This is a genomic window from Streptomyces noursei (assembly GCF_016917755.1).
GTDB classification, from domain to species: Bacteria; Actinomycetota; Actinomycetes; order Streptomycetales; family Streptomycetaceae; genus Streptomyces; species Streptomyces yunnanensis.
Window position 1 is genome coordinate 125,751 of sequence record NZ_CP070326.1, and the last position, 18,787, is coordinate 144,537.

Sequence of the window (18,787 nt, forward strand, 5' to 3'; positions counted from 1 at the left end):
GACTTGGAAAAGAGAGCGTCGACACGCACGTCCGACCGGTACCCCACCATCTTCCAGAAGGTGGACTGCGGGTTTCCGTAGTTGAGTGCCGGGATGTGCGGTGGGGTGGGTGTGGGAACGCGCCGCGGCGGGCGGCCTGGTGGCCGCCCGCCGGGCACCGCGCACTACGGCCGGGTCACTCGGTGTCGAGCGAGGCCAGCCATTCCTTGACGATCCGGGCGGTCTCCGGGGCGTCGTCACGCACCATGGAGAAGTGGTCGGCTGCCACGAGGCGCAGCTCGGCCGTCGGGAACGCCTTGCTCTTCGTCTCGTTGACCGCGCCGGCCGCGATGGCCTCCATGCCGACGGACTCCTGCGTGGCGCGGACGACCAGCACGGGGGCGGTCGTGTGCGACACGTCCAGTTGGCTGAGCAGGTTCATCCACCGCGCCATGCCGGACAGCCTGGAGTTCGTCATCCGCACCGGCGATTCCTCGTTGTCCACGAAGTTGCTGTGCATCTGCCGGTCGTAGTCGATCTCCTCGTTGTCGTCGTGCCGAATGCTGACCGAGTCCAGCAGCACCACGGCTTCCGGCCTGATGCCCCAGGTGGCCTCCAGCAGCCCGGCGGCGGCGTAGGCGTACGTACCGCCGGAGGAGTGCCCGGCCAGGATGAAGGGCTTGCCGTCGCTCGCGCGCAGGGCGCTCTCCGCGATGGTCCTGACCGCGGTCGCCACCGTGGTCGGCAGCCGTTCCCCGGCGGCAAAACCGACCAGGGGCAGCGCGCAGACGTGCCGTTCGCCCCGGAAGGGTGCGGCGAACCTGGCGTACTCGTGGACGCCGCCGTTGGCGGTGGGCGTGCTGATGCAGATCATCCGCGGTTCGGCGGGGCCTTCGGCGAGCGTGGTCGGCAGCGGCAGTTCCTCCAGCTCGGCCGTGTTCTCGAAGTTCCGGCGCAGGCCGGTCAGGGCCCGCAGCATGAGCCTGACCTCCGGGAAGTTGCCGTTGTCCATGGCTTCGATGAACAACCGCTCCAGCGAGTCGGGTTCCGGCCCGGCAAGGAGGAGGCCCCCCTCGGACGTGGAGCCGGCGAGCCCTGGCTGTGCGGCGAATTCGCTGCGCAGCCGTGCGCCGAGGTCGGCGGGGGTCTTGGTGTCGAAGACCAGCGTCGCCGGCAGTTGCAACCCGGTGGCCGTGGCGAGCCGGTTGCGCAGTTCGATCGAGGTCAGCGAGTCGAGGCCGAGTTCGTAGAAGTCCCGGCCGGGCTCGATGTCCGCCGCGGACGCGTAGCCGAGGATGAGCGCGGCCTCGCCTCGGACGAGGTCGACAATGTGGCCGACGCGCGCCCCTTCCGGCATCTCCAGCAGCTTCTGGGCGAAGGTGGCCGGGGTGCCGGACGTGCTCGTGGCGTTCGAGGCGGTCCGCCTGCTCTGGCGGACCAGGCCGCGGAACATCGGGGGAATCTCGGCCAGCGGCGCTCGGACGTTGGGGATCAGGCTGACCGCCATCAGGACGGGCTCGGTGAGGCCGCGCGCGGCGTCGAACAGTTCCATGCCCTCCTCCTCGGAGAGCGGCGCCATACCGTTGCCTCGCATGCGCTCCACGAAGGCGGGGTTCAGCGCCCCGATCATGCCGCCGACGTCCCAGTGGCCCCATACGAGCGACTGGCCCGGCAGGCCCAGGGCGACGCGGTGTTGGACCAGGCCGTCGAGGAAGGCGTTCGCGGCGGCGTAGTTGGACGTGCCCGCGGCGCCCAGCGTGCCGGAGACCGAGGAGTACATGATGAACGCGGCGAGGTCGAGGTCCTTGGTGGCCTCGTGCAGATGCCAGGCGGCATCCACCTTCGGCCGCAGCACCGGTGTCAGGCGCTCGGGGGTCAGGGCGGTGACCACGCCGTCGTCGAGGATGCCGGCGAGGTGGACGACCGCGGTCAGCGGGTGCTCGGCCGGGATGTCGGCCAGGAGGCCGGCGAGCGCTTCCGGGTCCGCCGTGTCGCAGGCCACGATCGTGGTCTGCGCGCCCAAGGCCCGTAGCTCGTCGGCCAGTTCAGCCGCTCCCTGTGCCGCCGGGCCGCTGCGGCTGACCAGCAGCAGGTGTCGGGTGCCGGTCGTGGCCAGATGCCGGGCGAGCACGACGCCCAGCCCGCCGGTGCCGCCGGTGATCAGTACGGTCCCTTCGGGGTCCCACTCCGGCGACCTGGTCTCGGCGTCTGCGGGCAGCCAGGCCAGCCGTGCCATGCGTACCGCCTTGTCGCGTACGGCGAACTGGCATTCTCCGCCGGGCAGCAGGCCCGGCAGGGCGGCGAGGAGCAGCTGCACGTCACCACCGTCGCCGTGCTCGCCGGCGTCCTCGACGTCGGCCAGGACGAAGCGGCCGGGGTGCTCCGCCATCGTGGAGCGCATCAGGCCCCAGACGGCGGAACCGGTCAGGTCACCGCCGTCGATCGCGCCCTCGGTCAGGAACACCAGTTGCGACGTGGCGAAGCGTGTGTCGGCGAGCCACTCCTGGACCAGGAGCAGGGCCTGTGTCGTCAGCTCGTGCACGACCTTGGGGAAGCCGTCCGCCGCACGCGGCACGGGGACCACGACGAGGTCCGGCGTGCCCGTGATGTCGGCGAGCGACGCGGCCCCCAGAGGCGCCAGGACAGCGCTTCGGGCACTCGGCGCCTCCTCCGCATGCGGTATGGGGATCCACTCCAGGCGCAGCAGCTTCTCCTGCCGGCTGCGGACCGCGCGCTTGGGTGCTTCCGCCAGGGCACGCAGCGTGAGGTCGCGCGCCGACAGTACGGGTTCCCCGGCGGCATCGACCGCCGTGACGCTGACGGAGTCCGCACCGGTCTTCGTGATCCGTGCCCGTACCGCCGAGGCCCCGGAGGCGTGCAGCGACACGTCGTTCCAGGAAGCGGCGTAGGAGAGGTGCTCCTCGTCGCCCACGTCGCTGAAGGCGGTGGCATGCAGGACGGCTTCGAGCAGTGCGGGGTGCAGGCCGAAGGACGGGGCGTCGGAGGCGAGGCCGTCCGGGAGTTCGGCTTCGACGAACGTGTCGTCGCCGCGGACCCAGGCCGCTTGCAGCCCGCGGAAGGCGGCGCCGAACTCCGTCCCGTCGTAGTGGCCGTCCACGTCGATCTCGGAGGCGTCCTGGGGCGGCCAGACGGACGCGTCGAAGTCCGCGGTGTGCTCGCCGGTGGCGAGGGTGCCGGTGGCGTGCTGGGTCCACGGTTCGTCCGGCGTGGCCTGGGGCCGTGAGTAGAACCGGATCTGCCGGTTGCCCTCGTCGTCGGGGGCGCCGAGCCACACCTGGAGCACCAGGGCAGCGCCGTCGGTGAGGGTCAGCGGTGCGTCGAGGGCGAGTGCGGCGACGCGGTCGCAGTCGAGCTGGTCGCCGGCCCGGATGGCCAGTTCGACGAATCCGGATGCCGGGAAGACGGTCGTGCCGCCCGCCATATGGTCCCTGAGCCAGGGGTGGGTCTCCATCGACAGACGGCTGGTGAACAACATGCCGTCGCCGTCCGCCAGGGGCACCGCCGCGCCGAGCAGCGGGTGCTCGGTGGGCTGCAGGCCCGCGGAGGTCACATCGCCCGCCAGTGCCCTCCGCTTCGGCCAGTAGCGGTGGCTCTGGAACGGGTAGGTGGGAACGTCGACGCGGCGGGCACCGGTGCCGTCGAAGATCCTGGCCCAGTCCGCGTCGACGCCGGCGACGTGCAGCTGCGCCAGGGTGGCGAGCAGGGCCGTCTCCTCGGGGCGGTCCTTGCGCAGGGCACTGACGGCGACGACGGTGCCGTCCACGTTGTGCGGGACCATCCCGGTCAGTGCCCCGTCGAGGCCCAGCTCCAGGAAGGCCGTGACGTCCTCGGCGGCCAGGGTGCGTACCGCGTCGGCGAAGCGGACGGGTTCACGGACGTTGCGGACCCAGTAGTCGGCGCAGCGCATCAGGTCGTCCGAGGCGCGCTCGCCGGTCACGGTCGAGACCAGGGGAATGCGCGGCTCCTGGTAGGTGAGGCCCTCGGCCACCTGGCGGAAGTCGTCCAGGATCGGGTCCATCAGCGGGCAGTGCCCGGCGACCTGCACCGCCACCTGCCGTGTCTTGCGGCCCTCGGCGGCGAACGCCTCGGTGATGCGCTGCGTGGCGGGTCCGTTGCCGGCGATGACGACGGACTCCGGTCCGTTGACCGCCGCGATCGAGACGCCGTCGACGAGCCGCGCGGTCGCCTCCTTCTCGCTCGCCTGGATCGCCACCATGATGGCGCCCTGTCCCTCAAGGGTGTTCATCAGCCGCCCGCGGGCGGCCACCAAGGTGCAGGCGTCCGCCAACGAGAGGACCCCGGCGACATGCGCGGCGGCGATCTCGCCGAACGAGTGCCCGCCGACGAAGTCGGGGCGGACGCCCCAGGATTCGACGAGCCGGAACAGCCCCACCTGGATGGCGAACATGGCCGGCTGGGTGAACGCTGTCCGGTCCAGCCGCTCGGCGTCGGTGAGCATCACCTCGCGCAACTCGTCGTCGAAGTGGGCCAGTACCGCGTCCAGGGCCTCGGCGAACACCGGGAACCGGTGGTACAGCTCGCGGCCCATCCCGACCCGCTGTCCGCCCTGGCCCGGGAAGAGCATCGCCAGCGAGCGGTCCTCGGCCGTGCCGCGCGCCACCTCGTCACCGGCCAGCAGCACCGCGCGGTGCGCGAACACCGGCCGTCCGGTGGCCAACGAGAAGCCCACATCGATCGGCGCGAGTTCCGGCCGCTCGCCGACCCAGTTCCGGAGCTGCTCGATTCCGTCGGCCAGCGCCCCGGGCGACTTGCCCGAGACGAGCCACGGGACGGCCTGCGGGTCGACGGGCCGGGTGACCCGGTCCGGCAGCTCGACGCTCTGCGGTGCCTGTTCGAGGATGGCGTGGGCGTTGGTGCCGCTCATGCCGAAGGAGGAGACCGCGCCGCGGCGCGGGCGTCCGGTGTCCGGCCAGTCGGTCTGCTCCGTGAGGAGCTTGACGTCGCCCGCCGTCCAGTCGACGTGCGAGGACGGCGTGCCGATGTAGAGGGAGCGCGGCAGTACACCGTGTCGCAGCGCCAGGACCATCTTGATGACCCCGGAGACGCCGGCCGCCGCCATGGTGTGGCCGATGTTCGACTTGAGCGAGCCCAGCATCAGCGGCTGTCCCTCGGCCCGGTCCTGACCGTAGGTGGCGAGCAGCGCCTGCGCCTCGATCGGGTCGCCCAGCGAGGTGCCGGTGCCGTGCGCCTCGACGGCGTCCACCTCGCTGGTGGTGAGACCGGCGCTCGCCAGTGCCTGGCGGATGACGTGCTGCTGGGCCGGACCGTTGGGTGCCGTCAGGCCGTTGGAGGCGCCGTCCTGGTTGACGGCCGAGCCGCGGACGACGGCGAGGATCTCGTGTCCGTTGCGGCGGGCGTCGGACAGCCGCTCAAGGACGACCACGCCGACGCCTTCGGCCCAGCTCGTACCGTCGGCGTCGTCGGAGAACGCCTTGCACCGGCCGTCCGACGCCAGCGCGCCCTGCCTGCTGAAACCAGCGATGCTCATCGGCGTGGACAGCAGCGTCACACCGCCGGCCAGCGCCAGCGAGCACTCGCCGCTGCGCAGTGCGTGGGCCGCCAGGTGGAGCGAGACGAGCGAGGACGAGCAGGCGGTGTCGACGGTGAGGGCCGGGCCCTCCAGACCGAACGTGTAGGACAGCCGCCCGGAGAGGACACTGCCCGCGAGCCCGGTGCTGGCATGGGCCTCGACGTCCTCACTGGAGTTCATCAGGATGCTGCCGTAGTCGGAGCCGCTGGTGCCGACGAAGACGCCGGTCTCGGTGCCCCGAAGGGACAACGGGTCGATGCCGGCCCGCTCGATGGCCTCCCAGGAGGTCTCCAGCATCAGCCGCTGCTGCGGGTCCATCGCCATGGCTTCGCGAGGGGAGATGCCGAAGAAGGGGGCGTCGAAGTCGCCGAGGTCGTCCAGGAAGCCGCCCCGGGAGGAGGAACTGCGCCCCTGGTCGCCCTCCGCCCCGCCCAGCAGGGTCTCCAGATCCCAGCCCCGGTCCGTCGGGAAGGCGGAGATGCCGTCGCGCCCGTCGACGACGAGCCGCCACAGGTCCTCCGGGGACCGCACGCCGCCGGGCAGCCGGCAGGCCATGCCGACGATGGCGACCGGATCGTCGGCGGACGCCGTGCTGATCGCGGTGGGAGCGTGAGTCTCGTCGTGCTCGTCGAGGAGGACGGCGACGAGGTGGGCGGCGAGTGCGGTGGGGTTGGGGTAGTCGAAGACGAGGGTGGCGGGCAGTCGCAGGCCGGTGGCCGTGGCGAGCCGGTTGCGGAGTTCGACGGCGGTCAGCGAGTCGAAGCCCAGGTCGTGGAAGTCCCGCCGGGTGTCGATCGCCTTGGCCGAGGCGTGCCCGAGCACGGCGGCGGCCTCGGTCCGTACGAGATCGACCGTGGAGGCGCTCCGCTCGTCCGCGGTCAGCGCCGTCAACCGGCGAGTCAGTCGCAGGGCCGCTTCGGTGCCGCCGGCAGCGGCCGTGCGGCGGGCTCCCTTGACCAGGCTCCGCAGCACCGGAGGAACGGTGCCTCGGTTCCGGTCACCGGGGGCCAGTGGCCCGACCGGGACCAGGTGCGCCTGGTCGGTCGCGGTGGCTGCGTCGAACAGCGCCAGTCCCCGCTCGGCCGACAGCGGCGGCACGTCCAGCGACGCGATCCGCTCCGGTTCCGCGGTGGACGACGCCCGCGCGATCCCGTCCTTCTGCGCCCAGGCACCCCACGCGAGGGACTGGGCCGGCAGGCCCTGTGCCGTGCGGTGGCGGGCCAGCGCGTCGAGGAAGACGTTGCCCGCGGCGTAGCCGCCGTGACCGGCGCTCCCCGTGACGCCCGAGACGGACGAGTACAGCACGAACGCGGCGAGGTCGAGGTCCTTGGTGACCTCGTGCAGGTGCCAGGCAGCGTCCACCTTCGGACGCAGGACGGCCGACAGCCGCTCGGGCGTCAACGACGCCACCACGCCGTCGTCCAGGACACCGGCGGTATGGATCACCGCGGTCAGGGGGTGGGCGGCGGGCACCGCGTCCACCACCGCGGCCACCGCCTCCCGCTCGGCCACGTCGCACGCGTGGACGGTCACCTCGGCGCCGTGCCCGGCCAGTTCCGCCCGCAGTTCGCGCGCGCCGGGCGCATCCGGGCCGCCGCGGCTGACCAGCAGCAGGTGCCGTACGCCCCGCTCGGTCACCAGATGCCGGGCCAACTCGCCGCCCAGCGCACCGGTACCGCCGGTGATCAACACCGTGCCGTCCGGGTCCCAGGCACGCGGCAGGGTCAGCACGATCTTCCCGACGTGCTGCGCCCGGCTCATGAACCGGAACGCCTCCGGCGCCCGCCGCACGTCCCAGGTCACCACCGGCAGCGGGCGCAACGCGTCCTGGGCGAACAACTCCAGCAAGGCACCGAGCATGTCCCGGGTATGTTCCGGACCCGCTTCCGCGAGGTCGAAGGCGCGGTAGTGCACCCCGGCGGCGGACCCGGCGTCACGGATGTCCGTCTGGCCCATCTCCAGGAAGTGGCCGCCCGGGGCGGTCAACCGCAAGGACGCGTCGACGAATTCGCCCGCCAGGGCGTTGAGGACGACGTCCACGCCGCGGCCACCGGTGACCGCCCGGAAACGCTCCTCGAAGTCGGTCGTGCGGGAGGAGGCGATGTGGTCGTCGGCGACGCCCAGCTCCCGCAGCGTGTCCCACTTGCCCTCACTGGCCGTGGCGAACACCTCGGCCCCCAGGTGCCGGGCCAGCTGGATCGCCGCCATGCCCACACCACCGGCCCCGGCGTGCACGAGGATCGACTGACCGGGCCGGAGGTCGGCGAGGTCCTTCAAGGCGTAGTAGGCGGTGAGGAAGACCATCGGTACGGAGGCGGCCTGGGCGGCCGACCAACCCTCGGGGATGCGGGTCAGCAGCCGCTCATCGGCGACGGCCTCCGGGCCGAAGCCGCCGAAGACCAGGCCGGTCACGCGGTCGCCCGGCTGCAGCCCGCGCACGCCGGGCCCGGTCTCGGTGACCACACCGGCGGCCTCGGCCCCCAACAGCCCGGCCTCGCCCGGGTACATGCCCAGGGCGTCCAGGACGTCGCGGAAGTTGACGCCGGCGGCCTGCACCTGGACACGGACCTGGCCCTCGGTGAGGGGCTCCAGGATCTCCGGGCACGGCGCGAGGACCAGGTTGTCCAGACTGCCCTTGGCCGCACTGCTCAGCCGCCACGGCACGTCCGCGGGCGGCAACAGCCCCGCGCCACTGCCGAGCGGAGCCAGCCGCGCCACCCGGACCGCGCCGTCGCGGACCACGAACTGCGCATCGTCGGTGGCCAGCAGACCCGGCAGGCCCCCCAGCACCCCGGCGGCATCCTCGTCCCGCCCGTCTTCGAGATCCAGCAGCACGATCCGCCCGGGGTTCTCCGACTGCGCCGAACGCACCAGGCCCCACACCGCACCCGCGGCCACATCCCGTACCAACTCGCCCTCGACGGCGGAGACGGCACCACGCGTGACGAACACCAGACGCGCGCCGGCAGGCCCCTCCCGGCCCGCCCACTCCTGGAGCAGGCCAAGGACCCGGGAGGTGAGTGCGTGTGCCGCGGCGGGCACGTCGTCACCCGTCCCACCGGACACGGGAACCACCACGAGGTCCTCGTCCCCCGTCAGGTCCGCCAGGGAAGCGACCGACGCGCCCACACCCAACTCATCGGCTCCCAGGGACACACACCGCACCTCGGCGGGCTGCACCTCCGGCGCCGCCACCCAGTCCAGCGACAGCAACGCGTCGTACTCCGCGCGACGTTGTGTCATCAACGAGGTTGCCGCAGCGCCCACTTGACCGCGGAGGACGAGCGCCTCGGCGGACAGGACGGGGGCGCCCTCGACGTCGACGGCCGCGATCGACACCGAGTCGTCGCCGGTCTTCACCACCCGGGCCCGCAGCACCGCCGCTCCCCCGGCGTGCAGCGACACACCCCGCCAGGCGAACGGCAGCAGGAGTTCCTGCTCGCTGCCGACCCCGGCCAGCCGGTGGGACTGGAGCACCGCGTCCAGCAGCGCCGGATGGATCCCGAAGGCCCCGGCCTCCTCTGCGGCCTGGGCCGGCAGCGCGGCCTCGACGAAGACCTCGTCCCCACGCCGCCACACGGCGCGCAGGCCCTGGAAGGCCGGGCCGTAACCGGTCCCGTCGTAGAAACCCTCCAGGTCCACGACCACCGCGTCCTGCGGCGGCCAGACCTGGGATGCGAAGTCCGCGATCCGCTCACCGCCGGTCAGGGTGCCGTGGGCGTGCTGGACCCAGGGCTGGTCGGCGGGCCCGTCGGCCCGCGAGTGCACCGAGATCGTCCGGACGCCCGTCTCGTCCGGGGCACCGACCAGCACCTGAACCTGTGCGGCGCCGTCCTCCATAAGTGTCAGGGGCGCGAGCAGGACGAACTCGTCGATCCGGTCGCAGCCGACCTGGTCACCGGCGCGCATGGCCAGCTCCAGGAAACCGGTCGCCGGGAAGAGAACGCTGCCGCCCACCTTGTGGTCAGCCAGCCACGGATACGCCTGCAACGACAGCCGGCCCGTGAACACCACCTCCCCGGAGTCGGCAAGAGTGAGGGTCACGCCCAGCAGCGGATGCTCCGCGGGCCGAAGACCCGCGCCGGTCACGTCCCCGGAGAGCGCGGCGGGCCGGGGCCAGTACCGCTCGTGCTGGAAGGGATAGGTCGGCAGGTCCACACGACGGGCCCCCATGCCCGCGAACCATGCCGCCCAGTCCACCGCCACACCCGCGACATGCAGCCGCGCCAACGCCGTCACCAGCGCAGACTCCTCGGCACGGTCCTTGCGCAGCGCACTGACGAACACCGCGGACTCGTCCGCACCATGCTGCGCCATCGCCGTCAACACGCCATCGGGACCCAACTCCAAGAAGACCGAGGCACCTTCGGCCTCAAGGGCACGGATACCGTCCGCGAAACGCACCGTCTCCCGCACATGCCGCACCCAGTACTCCGCCGAGCACACCAGCTCCTCGGAGGCGAGCTCCCCGGTCACGTTGGACACCATGGGGATCTCCGGCGCCTTGAACGACAGCCTCTCGGCCACTCGCCGGAACTCCTCCAGCATCGGCTCCATCAACACCGAGTGGAAGGCATGGCTCACCGACAACCGCTGCGTCTTGCGTCCTTCGGCCGCCAGCTCCCCGGCCACCCGGAGCACCGCGTCCTCTTCACCGGCGAGCACCACCGCCTCGGGGCCGTTGACCGCCGCGATCGACACCCCGTCGACCAGCCACCCCGCCACGTCGTCCTCGGCTGCCTGGACGGCCACCATCGCCCCGCCCACAGGGAGCGCCTGCATCAGCCGGGCCCGCGCCGCCACCAGCACACACGCGTCGTCCAGCGACAACACCCCCGCCACATGCGCCGCCGCGACCTCACCGATCGAATGCCCCGCCACGAAGTCCGGCCGGACACCCCAGGACTCCACCAACCGGAACAACGCCACCTCGACCGCGAACAACGCCGGCTGAGTGAAACCCGTCTCGTCCAGCCCCTCCGCGTCACCGAACATCACCGCACGCAGATCGCGCAGCTCGCCGTCGAACTGCCCCAGGACCGCGTCCAGCGCCTCGGCGAACACCGGGAACCGGCCGTACAGCTCCCGGCCCATCCCCACCCGCTGTGCGCCCTGCCCCGAGAACAGCACCGCGGTCTTTCCGACTGTGTCCTCGGCGAAGCCGCGGGCCACCTCGACGGTCTCGTCGCCCTCGGCCAGCAGTACCACACGGTGCTCCAGGTGCGCCCGGGTGGTCGCCAGCGAGAATCCCAGGTCGATCGGCGACGGGCCGGTCAGCGCGGTGATCTGCTCGCGCTGAGCGGCCAGTGCCTCCTCGGACTTGCCCGACAGCAGCCACGGCACGACCGTCGGCGCAAGCTGGGGAACGGTCTCGGGGGCGGTCTTCGGCTCGCTCTCGTCCTGCTCGCCGGGTTCCTCGGCGAGCGGCGCCTGCTCGATGATGACGTGGGCATTGGTGCCGCTGATGCCGAACGACGACACCCCCGCCCGCCACGGCCGATCGGCCACGGGCCACTCCCGGGACTCCGTCAGCAGCTCCACCGCACCGGATTCCCAGTCCACGTGCGAAGACGGCACCTCGGCGTTCAGCGTCTTGGGCAGGACGCCGTGCCGCAGCGCCAGGACCATCTTGATGAGTCCCGCCGCACCGGCGGCCGCCTGTGTGTGGCCGAGGTTGGACTTCACCGAGCCGAGGAACAGCGGCCGCTCGGGGTCGCGGTCCTGGCCGTAGGCGGCCAACAGGGCCTGGGCCTCGATCGGGTCGCCCAGGGTCGTGCCGGTGCCGTGGGCCTCGACGGCGTCCACGTCCGAAGGCGAGAGACCGGCGCTCGCCAGGGCCTGCTGGATCACCCGTTGCTGGGACGGGCCGTTGGGTGCCATCAGGCCGTTGGAGGCGCCGTCCTGGTTGACGGCCGAGCCGCGGACGACGGCGAGGATCTGGTGTCCGTTGCGGCGGGCGTCGGAGAGGCGCTCCACGACGACGATGCCGACGCCTTCGGACCATCCGGTGCCGTCGGCGTCGTCGGAGAACGCCTTGCACCGGCCGTCCGACGCCAGCCCGCCCTGCCGGGTGAATCCGGCGAAGCTCATCGGCGTCGACATCACCGTCACACCGCCGGCCAGTGCCAGCGTGCACTCACCGGTGCGCAGTGCGTGGGCCGCCAGGTGGAGCGAGACGAGCGAGGACGAGCAGGCGGTGTCGACGGTGAGGGCCGGGCCCTCCAGGCCGAACGTGTAGGACAGCCGGCCGGACAGGATGCTGCCCGCGAGCCCGGTGCTGCCGTGGCCCTCGATGTCCTCGCGGGAGTTCAGTACGGCGTTGATGTAGTCGACGCCGCTCGTGCCCACGAAGACACCGGTCCGGGTGCCCCGCAGGGAGACCGGGTCGATGCCGGCGCGCTCCAGTGCTTCCCAGGAGGTCTCCAGCAGCAGCCGCTGCTGCGGGTCCATCGCCACGGCTTCACGGGGCGAGATGCCGAAGAAGCCCGCGTCGAACGAGGCGGCGTCGACGAACCCGCCTTCGGCGGTGGCGCTGCTGCCCCCTCCGTCACCGCTGAGAATGTCAAGGTTCCAGCCACGGTCCGTGGGGAATGCCGAGATGCCGTCGCGACCGTCGTCCAACAACTGCCAGAGGTCTTCCGGCGAGCGTATTCCGCCCGGCAGCCGGCAGGACATGCCGACGATGGCTATCGGCTCCTGCTTGGCGGACTCGGCCTCCCGCAGCCGCTGGCGGGTCTGGTGCAAGTCGTTCGTGACCCACTTGAGGTAGTCGACGAGCTTCTTGTCGTTCGGCATGACGTGGAACCTTCCGTGTAAATGCGTGGGTCTGACTCAGAGTTCGCTCTGCCGGCCGAGCTCGTTGTCGATGAAGGCGAAGATCTCGTCGGTGCTGGCGGATTCGATCCGCTCGGAGACCTGCGCGTCGTCCTCCTCGGCCGGGGTCCCGCGCCAGTCCTCCAGGATCTGCGCCAGACGGGAGGCGACGGAGGCCCTGGTACGGGCGTCGGGCTCGCTGGCGGCGAGCGCGGAGTCGAGCCGGGCCAGCTCGGCGAGGAGGTCCGGGCCCGTGGCGGACTCGTCCACGAGCTGCGAGACGAGGTGTTCGGCGAGTGCGGCGGGGTTGGGGTAGTCGAAGACGAGAGTGGCGGACAGGCGCAGACCTGTGGCGGTGGAGAGCCTGTTGCGGAGTTCGACAGAGGTCAGCGAATCGAAGCCGAGGTCGTTGAACTCCCGCCGGGTGTCGATCGCCTTGGCCGAGGCGTGCCCGAGCACGGCGGCGGCCTCGGTCCGTACGAGGTCGGTCATCATGCGGGGACGTTCCTCCGCTCGTGCCGCCCGCAGCCGGTGGCCGAGCGTCGCGGCCGCCTCGGCACCGCCCGCGCCGCCCGCTGCCGTCCGGCGGGCGCCCTTGACCAGGCCCCGCAGCACCGCAGGTACGGTGCCGCGGTCCCGGGGGCCGGTGGTGACCGGTCCGATGGGTACGAGGTGGGCCCCGTCGGTCGCGGTGGCTGCGTCGAGCAGCGCCAGTCCCCGCTCGACTGTCAGGGGCGTGGCTCCGGCAGAGGCGATCCGCTGGACGTCGACGTCGGACAGGGTGGCGGTCATGCCGCCGCTCGGGGCCCAGGCGCCCCAGGACAGGGACTGGGCCGGCAGGCCCTGTGCCGTGCGGTGGCGGGCCAGCGCGTCGAGGAAGACGTTGCCCGCGGCGTAGTTGCCCTGTCCCGACGTGCCGAGCACACCCGAGACGGAGGAGTACAGCACGAACGCGGCGAGGTCGAGGTCCTTGGTGACCTCGTGCAGGTGCCAGGCAGCGTCCACCTTCGGACGCAGGACGGCCGACAGCCGCTCGGGCGTCAACGACGCCACCACGCCGTCGTCCAGGACACCGGCGGTGTGGATCACCGCGGTCAGGGGGTGGGCGGCGGGCACCGCGTCCACCGCCGCGGACACCGCCGCGCGGTCGGCCACGTCGCACGCGCGCAGGGTCACCTCGGCGCCGAGGGCGACGAGTTCCGCCCGCAGTTCGCGCGCGCCGGGCGCATCCGGGCCGCCGCGGCTGACCAGCAGCAGGTGCCGTACGCCCCGCTCGGTCACCAGATGCCGGGCCAACTCGCCGCCCAGCGCACCGGTACCGCCGGTGATCAACACCGTGCCGTCCGGATCCCAGGCACGCGGCAGGGTCAGCACGATCTTCCCGACGTGCTGCGCCCGACTCATGAACCGGAACGCCTCCGGCGCCCGCCGCACGTCCCAGGTCACCACCGGCAGCGGGCGCAACGCGTCCTGGCCGAACAGCTCCAGCAACGCGGTGAGCATCTCCCGGACCCGGTCGGGGCCCGCGTCGGCGAGGTCGAACGCCTTGTAGTGCACCGGGGCGGCGGCCTCGGGCTCGCGAATGTCGGTCTTGCCCATCTCCAGGAAGTGGCCGCCCGGGGCGGTCAACCGCAAGGACGCGTCGACGAATTCGCCCGCCAGGGCGTTGAGGACGACGTCCACGCCGCGGCCACCGGTGACCGCCCGGAAACGCTCCTCGAAGTCGGTCGTGCGGGAGGAGGCGATGTGGTCGTCGGCGACGCCCAGCTCCCGCAGCGTGTCCCACTTGCCCTCACTGGCCGTGGCGAACACCTCGGCCCCCAGGTGCCGGGCCAGCTGGATCGCCGCCATGCCCACACCACCGGCCCCGGCGTGCACGAGGATCGACTGACCGGGCCGGAGGTCGGCGAGGTCCTTCAGCGCGTAGAACGCGGTCAGGAAGACCAGCGGCATCGAAGCCGCCTGCTCCGCCGTCCAGTTCTCGGGAAGGGGTGCCAACAGTCGCTGGTCGGTCACCGCGACCGGGCCGTAGCCACCGAAGACCATGCCCGCGACGCGGTCGCCCGGGCGCAATCCGTGCACGCCGGGCCCGGTCTCGGTGACCACACCGGCGGCCTCGGCCCCCAACAGGCCCGCCTCACCCGGGTACATGCCCAGGGCGTTCAGGACGTCGCGGAAGTTGACGCCGGCGGCCTGCACCTGGATGCGGACCTGGCCCTCGGTGAGGGGCTCCAGGATCTCCGGGCAGGGGGCGAGGACCAGGTTGTCCAGGCTGCCCTTGGCCGCACTGTCCAGCCGCCACGGCACGTCGGCCGGCGGCAACAGCCCCGCACCGCTGCCCAGCGGAGCCAGGCGCGCCACCCGGACGGCACCGTCGCGGACCACGAACTGAGCGTCGTCGGTGGCCAGCAGGCCCGGCAGGTCCCCGAGCGCCTCGGCGACCGCCTCGTCCCGCTCGTCCTCGATGTCAAGCAGCACGAACCGTCCGGGGTTCTCCGACTGCGCCGAGCGCACCAGGCCCCAGACCACGCCCGCGGCCACGTCCCGTACGGCCTCCCCCTCCTCGGCGGAGACCGCACCGCGGGTGACGAACACCAGGCGGGACGAGGTGGATTCCTCCCGGTCGAGCCAGTCCTGAAGCACTTCCAGGGCCCGGGCCGCCAGCGCGTGCGCCGCGGCGGGCACGTCGCCGGCCGCCGCACCGGACACGGGGACCAGCACGAAGTCCTCGTCTCCGGTCAGGTCCGCCAGGGACGTGACCGAGGCACCCACGCCCAACTCGTCGGCGCCCAAGGACACGCACCGGACCTCGGTGGGTTCCGCCTCGGGCGCCGCCGTCCAGTCCAGCGACAGCAGCAGGCCGTCCTCCGCGCCGCGCTGCCCGGCGCGACCGCCGTCGGGGGCCTGGTAGGCGCGGATCACCATCGCCTCCGCGGACAGTACGGGGGCGCCTTCGACGTCGACGGCCGCGATCGACACCGAGTCGTCGCCGGTCTTCAGCACCCGGGCCCGCAGCGCCGCGGCTCCCCCGGCGTGCAGCGACACGCCCCGCCAGGCGAACGGCAGGGAATCCTCCTGCTCGCTGCCGACGCCGGCCAACCGGTGGGACTGGAGCACCGCGTCCAGCAGCGCCGGATGGATCCCGAAGGAACCCGCCTGCTCGGCGGCCTCGGCCGGGAGCGCCACCTCGACGTAGGCCCCGTCCGCGCACTGCCGGACCGAGCGCAGGCCCTGGAAGGCCGGACCGTAGCCGGTCCCGTCGTAGAAGCCGGCCAGGTCCACGGCCGCGGCGGCCTGCGGCGGCCAGACCTCAGAGCCGAAGTCCACGATCCGCTCGCCACTGGTCAGGGTGCCCTGAGCGTGCTGGACCCACGGCTGGTCGACCGGACCGTCGGCGCGCGAGTGCACCGAGATCGTCCGGGCCCCCGCTTCGTCCGGGGCGCCGACCACCACCTGGACCTGCGCGGCGCTCTCGTCCGTGAGCACCAGGGGCGTCAGCAAGAGGAACTCCTCGACCCGGTCGCAGCCGACCTGGTCGCCGGCGCGCATGGCCAGCTCCAGGAATCCGGTGGCCGGGAAGAGGACGCTGCCGCCCATCCGGTGGTCGGCCAGCCACGGGTACGCCTGCAACGACAGCCGGCCGGTGCACACCACCTCGCCGGAGTCCGCGAGGGTCAGCGTGGCGCCCAGCAGCGGATGTTCGGCGGGCTGGAGGCCCGCCGCGGTCACGTCGCCGGCGAGCGCGGCCGGGCGGGGCCAGTACCGCTCGTGCTCGAACGGGTAGGTCGGCAGGTCCACGCGACGGGCGCCGGTGCCCGCGAACCACGCCGCCCAGTCCACCGCCACCCCCGTGACGTGCAACCGCGCCAACGCCGTCGCCAACGCCGGTTCCTCGGCACGGTCCTTGCGCAGCGCACTGACGAACACCGCGGACTCGTCCGCCCCGTCCTGCGCCATAGCCGACAGCACGCCGTCGGGACCCAACTCCAGGAAGACCGAAGCCCCTTCGCCCTCCAGGGCGCGCACGCCGTCCGCGAACCGCACCGTCTCCCGCACGTGCCGCACCCAATATCCAGGTGAGCACACCAGCTCCGCAGCAGCCACCTCCCCCGTCACGTTCGACACGATCGGGATCTGCGGTGCCTCGAACGTCAGCCCCTCGGCGACCCGTTGGAAGTCCGCCAGCATCGGCTCCATCAACGCCGAGTGGAAGGCGTGACTGACCGGAAGCCGCCGGGCCTTGTGCCCCTCGGCCGCCAACTCCTCCGAAATCCGCAAGACCTGGGACTCCGTACCCGAAAGAACCACCGCCTCGGGCCCGTTGACCGCCGCGATCGACACTCCATCGACCAACCGGGCCGCCACCACCTCCTCGGCCGCCTGCACGGCCACCATCGCCCCGCCCACCGGCAACGCCTGCATCAACCGCGCCCGCGCCGCCACCAACACACACGCGTCATCCAGCGACAACACCCCGGACACGTGCGCCGCCGCGACCTCACCGATCGAATGCCCCGCCACGAAATCCGGACGGATCCCCCAAGACTCCACCAGCCGGAACAACGCCACCTCGACGGCGAACAACGCCGGCTGCGTGAAACCCGTGTCGTCCAAACCGTCCGCGTCACCGAACATCACGTCCCGAAGCCCGACGTCGAAACGCTCCAGCACCGCGTCCAACGCCTCGGCGAACACCGGGAACCGGCCGTACAACTCCCGACCCATCCCCGCCCGCTGCGCACCCTGCCCCGAGAACAGCACCGCGAGGGAGCGGTCCGCCTCCGTGCGGCCCCGAGCCGCCTCGGACAGTTCGCCGTCGGGGCCCTGCGCCAGGAGCACCGCGCGGTGCTCGAAGAGCGACCGGCCCGCGGCGAGCGAACGGCCGACGTCCACCGGTGACAGCGCGCCACCGTGCGTCGAGATCCGCTCGATCTGGGCCGCCAGCGCCCGTTCGGACTTGGCGGACAGCAACCACGGCACGACGGTCGGCGCCCACTGCGGTTCCGTCACGGGCTCTTCGGCCTGCTCCGCCTGTTCGATGATGACGTGGGCGTTGGTGCCGCTGATGCCGAACGACGACACCCCCGCCCGCCACGGCCGGTCGGCCCTGGGCCACTCCCGGGACTCCGTCAGCAGCTCCACCGCACCGGACGACCAGTCCACGTGCGAGGACGGCTCGTCCACGTGGAGCGTCTGGGGCAGCACACCGTTGCGCAGCGCCAGGATCACTTTGATGATCCCCGCCACTCCCGCCGCGGCCTGCGTGTGGCCGAGGTTGGACTTCACCGAGCCGAGGAACAGCGGGCGTTCGGGGTCGCGGTCCTGGCCGTAGGTGGCCAGCAGCGCCTGGGCCTCGATCGGGTCGCCCAGCGGCGTGCCCGTGCCGTGTGCCTCGACCAGGTCCACGTCCGAGGGCGAGAGACCGGCGCCGGCCAGCGCCTGCCGGATCACCCGCTGCTGCGCCGGGCCGCTGGGGGCGGTGAAGCCGTTGGAGGCGCCGTCCTGGTTGACGGCCGAGCCCCGCACGACGGCGAGCACGGGGTGCCCGTTGCGGCGGGCGTCGGACAGCCGCTCCATGACGAGGACGCCGACGCCTTCGGACCAGCCGGTGCCGTCGGCGTCGTCGGAGAACGCCTTGCACCGGCCGTTGGCCGCCAGCCCGCCCTGCCGGCTGAACTCCATCAGGGAGCCGGGGGACGACATCACGTTCACTCCGCCGACCAGGGCCAGCGAGCACTCCTCGGCCCGCAGGGCGTGGGTCGCCGTGTGCAGGGCGACGAGCGAGGAGGAGCACGCCGTGTCGACGGTCACCGCCGGGCCTTCCAGGCCCAGCGTGTAGGAGAGCCGGCCGGACGTGGCGCTGGCGGCGATTCCGGTGCCGATGTCGCCGGTGGCGTCGGCCAGCGAGCGCACCAGCAGGTAGGCGTAGTCCTGGCCGTTGGTGCCGACGAAGACACCGGTGCGGCTGCCGCGCAGGGTGGTCGGGTCGATGCCGGCGCGCTCGATGGCCTCCCAGGAGGTCTCCAGCAGCAGCCGCTGCTGCGGGTCCATGGTGACGGCCTCGCGCGGGGAGATGCCGAAGAACGCGGCGTCGAAGTCCCCCACGCCGTCGAGGAAGCCCCCTTCCTGGCTGACGGCGTTGCCGCGCGCGTCGACCCCGGCGTCCCGCAGGGCGTCCAGGTCCCAGCCGCGGTCCGTGGGGAACGCGCCGATCGCGTCCTTGCCCGCGGCCAGGAGCTCCCACAGGTCCTCGGGCGACTGCACGCCGCCCGGGTACCGGCAGGCCATCGCCACGATCGCGATCGGTTCCGTGGCCGCGGCGACGAGCTTGTGGTTCTGTCGGCGCAGGTGCTCGGCTTCCTTCAGCGAGGCGCGGAGGGCTGCGACGACGCTTTCACTGGATGTGGTCATGATCCGCTCTTT

1 protein-coding gene and 1 pseudogene are annotated in these 18,787 nt (G+C 72.5%); both read right to left on the reverse strand.

Annotated features, from left to right (window positions below):
- Nucleotides 1-175 precede the first annotated feature (175 nt).
- Nucleotides 176-12,346 (reverse strand): annotated as a pseudogene (locus JNO44_RS00520) (type I polyketide synthase); the annotation flags it as partial.
- 36 nt (nt 12,347-12,382) lie between these two features.
- Nucleotides 12,383-18,775 (reverse strand): type I polyketide synthase, encoded by a 6,393-nt coding sequence (locus JNO44_RS00525; RefSeq protein WP_205360349.1) that lies wholly within the window; start codon nt 18,773-18,775, stop codon nt 12,383-12,385.
- Between the last annotated feature and the right edge of the window lie 12 nt (nt 18,776-18,787).

Bases quoted from the DNA above. Each gene is read 5' to 3' on its own strand.
- JNO44_RS00525 (WP_205360349.1), bottom strand. From the start codon at position 18,775: ATGACCACATCCAGTGAAAGCGTCGTCGCAGCCCTCCGCGCCTCGCTG.